Source organism: Neobacillus drentensis (genome assembly GCF_036962765.1).
Taxonomy (GTDB): Bacteria; Bacillota; Bacilli; order Bacillales; family Cytobacillaceae; genus Neobacillus; species Neobacillus drentensis_C.
In genome coordinates this window covers 518-4,198 of the sequence record NZ_JBALOS010000159.1, presented here as the reverse complement: position 1 = coordinate 4,198, position 3,681 = coordinate 518, and the positions used below count along the sequence as shown (strand labels likewise).

The 3,681-nt window shown below is 36.6% G+C and carries 4 protein-coding genes and 1 pseudogene; 1 reads left to right on the top strand and 4 read right to left on the bottom strand.

Annotated features, from left to right (window positions below):
- The coding region (locus tag V7137_RS19515; RefSeq protein ID WP_335699615.1) for a L,D-transpeptidase family protein at positions 1 to 1,002 on the bottom strand (1,002 nt) is incomplete at its 3' end.
- 347 nt (positions 1,003 to 1,349) lie between these two features.
- Here V7137_RS19515 and V7137_RS19510 point away from each other — a divergent pair.
- Positions 1,350 to 1,961, top strand: coding sequence for a hypothetical protein (locus V7137_RS19510; RefSeq protein WP_335699614.1), 612 nt, complete (start codon positions 1,350 to 1,352; stop codon positions 1,959 to 1,961).
- 40 nt (positions 1,962 to 2,001) lie between these two features.
- Here V7137_RS19510 and V7137_RS19505 read toward each other — a convergent pair whose 3' ends face one another.
- The 3 genes and pseudogenes from V7137_RS19505 to V7137_RS19495 all read right to left on the bottom strand — a co-directional run.
- Positions 2,002 to 2,934 carry a CPBP family intramembrane glutamic endopeptidase gene (locus V7137_RS19505; protein WP_335699613.1) on the bottom strand — a complete coding sequence of 311 codons (933 nt, stop codon included), beginning with the start codon at positions 2,932 to 2,934 and terminating at the stop codon, positions 2,002 to 2,004.
- A 288-nt stretch (positions 2,935 to 3,222) separates the two neighbouring features.
- Entirely contained in the window at positions 3,223 to 3,441 is a 219-nt protein-coding gene (locus V7137_RS19500; RefSeq protein WP_335699612.1) for a hypothetical protein, read from the bottom strand.
- A pseudogene (locus V7137_RS19495) lies at positions 3,422 to 3,681 on the bottom strand (hypothetical protein); the annotation flags it as partial. The pseudogene V7137_RS19495 and the gene V7137_RS19500, both read right to left, overlap by 20 nt.

Here is a 3,681-nt window from a genome sequence, read left to right as displayed (position 1 = left end):
GCTTATTCCGCTAACTACCGGTGCAGTTTTATCAATCGTAAACACAACCGTTCTCTTGTTACCAGCTGCATCTTTTACCACTAAAGTGCGTTTTCCCGCTGCTTTAGCCACATAACCATTTTTAATTGCTGTTCCATTCAATGTTGCTGTTCCTTCATTAAATGTGATCTTAACATCTTTGTTATAAAATGCGTTATTGCTTACTCCGCTAACCACTGGAGCAGTTTTGTCCTTTACCACAACTGTTTTCGTATTACTGATGTTTCCTGCTTTATCCTTTGCTGATAAATATAGTTTTTTGCCAGCCTTTTGTTTCGGGATAGTCACCTTAAATTTACCATTCGAATCTGCTGTTTTGGTGTATTTTTTAGAACCAATTTTAACGGTAACCGTTGCTCCCTTTTCCGTTACACCTGACACTTCTTTTGACTTGTCTGAAACAGTACTAATGGTCGGAAAAGTTGGAGCCTTAATGTCAATATTTTTATAATAAGGTGCCGCTAACTGATTAAAGCTTTTTTTCGAGGAAGCAATCACTACAGTTGTTCCCACCTTAACCTTACTGAATAATTCAATTACTTCATTATTATGCATCCGGATACATCCGCCAGAGATATATTTTCCAATGGAACTTTCATTACTGTTCCCATGAATTCCGTACGGATAGCCGCCATTTTCTTGTTTACTTAACCCCATCCAACGCTTTCCTAATGGATTCCGAGGATCCCCACCTGGAATATTGTGTTTATAGTATGGTCTGTTTTTAATTTTTTCTCTTATGTAAAAGGTCCCTTCCGGGGTAAGTCTAGAGGTTCTTCCAGTAGCAACATTGTATGTTTTTACTAATTTACCATTCTCGTAAAATGCTAGTTTATTAACCTTTTTGTTGACAATAATCAGCTGTTTCTTTGATACAGTGCTGGCCTCAGCCTTTTGGCTATAGGGAAAAACTGAAAACCCTAAACATAAAATAATAAATCCAATCAAAAAACGTTTTAACACTAGTAAAGCCCCCTCTGTAATTTCCATTTGTTCCTACAATACCATAACTAATGTTTTAATAGATACTGATAAACCTTATAGATATTTCGGCATTTTTCAACAAACTTTTCACATTCCTATATTAGTTTTCCATGACAAATATAGTAGATTCCTCCTAGATTTTTGTCTGACACCCTTGCAGATATATCGTCATTTCTCGGGAAATACCCTCAATTTTCTTAAAGAGCGCCGTCCATCCCTATCAACATTTAGAAATAATGGAGAAAATATGGATTTTATGTCACTTTCTGTAGTAGGATAGTAATAGTTAAAAATTATCCATTCTAGAATTAATGGAGGGCTGTAAGATGCTGACAACCGCCCAACAAAAAGTGAAACAGGAATTAGAAGAATTGCAGATTAATGCCCTTACCCATCATTACGATAAACAGGTCATTCCCCGTAAAAGATACCCTTTTAAAAAATGGATCATAACGATAATCGCCACCATCCTGTTGATGGTGACCTGCTTTCTATTATTAAAAGAATATTGGACTCAAAAGGAACTAGGACTAACCTCCTACATAATGAAAGCCCATGATTATAACCAACAAAGTGAAACCATTCTGAATAACTTTCTGGCTGGTAATCTTGCAAATATAGTCGAAAGTAGAGGAAAACAAGAAAATATTTTAATCAAAGTAACAAATCTACCAACATCAACTAGCTTCGATGAGCACCACCAGGATCTAATCACTGTGATTGAACACCGCCTTGATATGATGACGTCCATTAAGGACCCCATCCATTCTGACAAGATTCAATTAAATAAAGCTTTAATCGAACTTAGTGTAAAACAGGAGTTAGCTGCGGATAGTTTAATCGAGGGTTTTGAACTGGAAAAGATTAAATATAAACGGCACGTTAATGGGACGATTCAGTACTGGATAAACTCCAAATCCTATTTAGTAGAACAATAAAAAAAGAGGCTGTGCAACCTTTTGAGAGCCTCTTTTCCTTTTATTCAATTTGTTGCGACACCTCTTCAAATCCGTCTTCCTGAACCGGTATCATCTGACGTAATATTCGTTTTTGATGTGATTTTTCAAACCCAAGGAGACACAAGTGGACAATTACAATCCCCAATGTGAAATACTCCACTGCATAATCGATATAGTACCATGAAAGAGTTGCTGATATATCGTATAAAGCATGGATCATAACTGTCAGCCAAAGATTCCGTGTCCATACTAGAATAATCCCAAACAAGAGCCCCATATTGGCAAAAGTTACAATTGCCCCAATGCGAATCGACCATGGCTGCTCGGTATCAAGCGTATGGTCAATCCCAAAAAGAATGGAGGTGATAAACAATGCTGCCATTAGGAATCCATCTCTTGACCCACTCTCCCAGCGCCGTGGAAACACCTTTTTACAAACCACGAGCAGGAGAATGATATAGGCGAGCCGCCACACTTCTTCCAGGCCAGCCAAGATATCGGTAAATATATCAGAACCAATCAAATCTACTTTTTCAAAAAACGCCCCACTTGGTTCCTTGGAAAAGGCAGAAGGATCTTCCACTCCATCTTCCACTTCAAAGGATTGTGACTCCGTGTAGTCTTGAACATATTGATCATAATCCTTGTTAAAATCTTCAAAGGTGAGACTAGAAAACACATTAACAAACATACTTCCTAGGAAAAAAATCAAAAAGGCTCCCGTGAATTGAAGCATAAGCTGAAGTGGTCTTTTGGGACTTTCCTGTTTCTTTCCTAGTCTCTGATGAAGTTTCCAGCCGATGAAAAACGAGGAAACCATGACAGCATCATATAGTGTGCTGGCCAAAGAACTGTAACGAGTTAGGTAGAGAAGAATTTCCGCACCAAATGTTACAATAAGTAGGGCAATTAGCAATTTTCTAGATATTGGTTTGGTTAAATCTGTTGTCATCCTCATCAATCCCTACCTGAAAAATTTGATGGAGAAAACTTGTTTCCCCTTACCTGCCTAAGAGCTTTACTGCTATAATCCCAAACGCATTCATAAAAAGCAGGAACATGAAGCACGCAATCGTCCACTTCCATTTTCTCGTCACGAAATGATCCCCTCATTTTATCAAAATTATATTAGTAATAATTTAGCATATTGGTAGTTAAATATCACTAAAATAATCATTCTTGTCCTTTTTCTAAAATAAAAAGCTTGATAGAGTCTCAAGTACTCATCAAGCTTTCCTGATTAAAAGAATGAAATAAGTTGTTCAAATAGGATACGAGACATAATCGCAATCGTAATAAATGTTAATACGTAAATTACTAACGTCGCATAAATAACATCTAAGCCTTGTTGACTTTCCTTTTTAAAGCTCGCAATCACTAATGGCGGCACAAGGAAAAGGGTTGTCGAAAAGCCCAAGAAAAGGAATAAAACATACCATTCAATCTTTAAAATTGCCAAAACAAATGCAACTATTAGAATAGCTACCAAACATACTGCCAAAATCATTAACGGAAGATGCTACTCCCTTTAATCCAAAATAAAGCATAAATGGAATAATTAAAGAATATAAAATAATAGTAATGATAGCATTAACAAAGTTTTCTTCTCCGACAGCTTTCGAACTAGCATAAGGCCTTTTCAATACTTCTACAAAGTAGCCAAAGTACATTTTCGAAATTTTCTTGGCACTTTCTAAAT

Excerpts from the sequence above, each read along its gene's own strand:
- V7137_RS19510 (WP_335699614.1), top strand. The coding sequence starts at position 1,350 with ATGCTGACAACCGCCCAACAAAAAGTGAAACAGGAATTAGAAGAATTG.
- V7137_RS19505 (WP_335699613.1), bottom strand. The coding sequence starts at position 2,934 with ATGACAACAGATTTAACCAAACCAATATCTAGAAAATTGCTAATTGCC.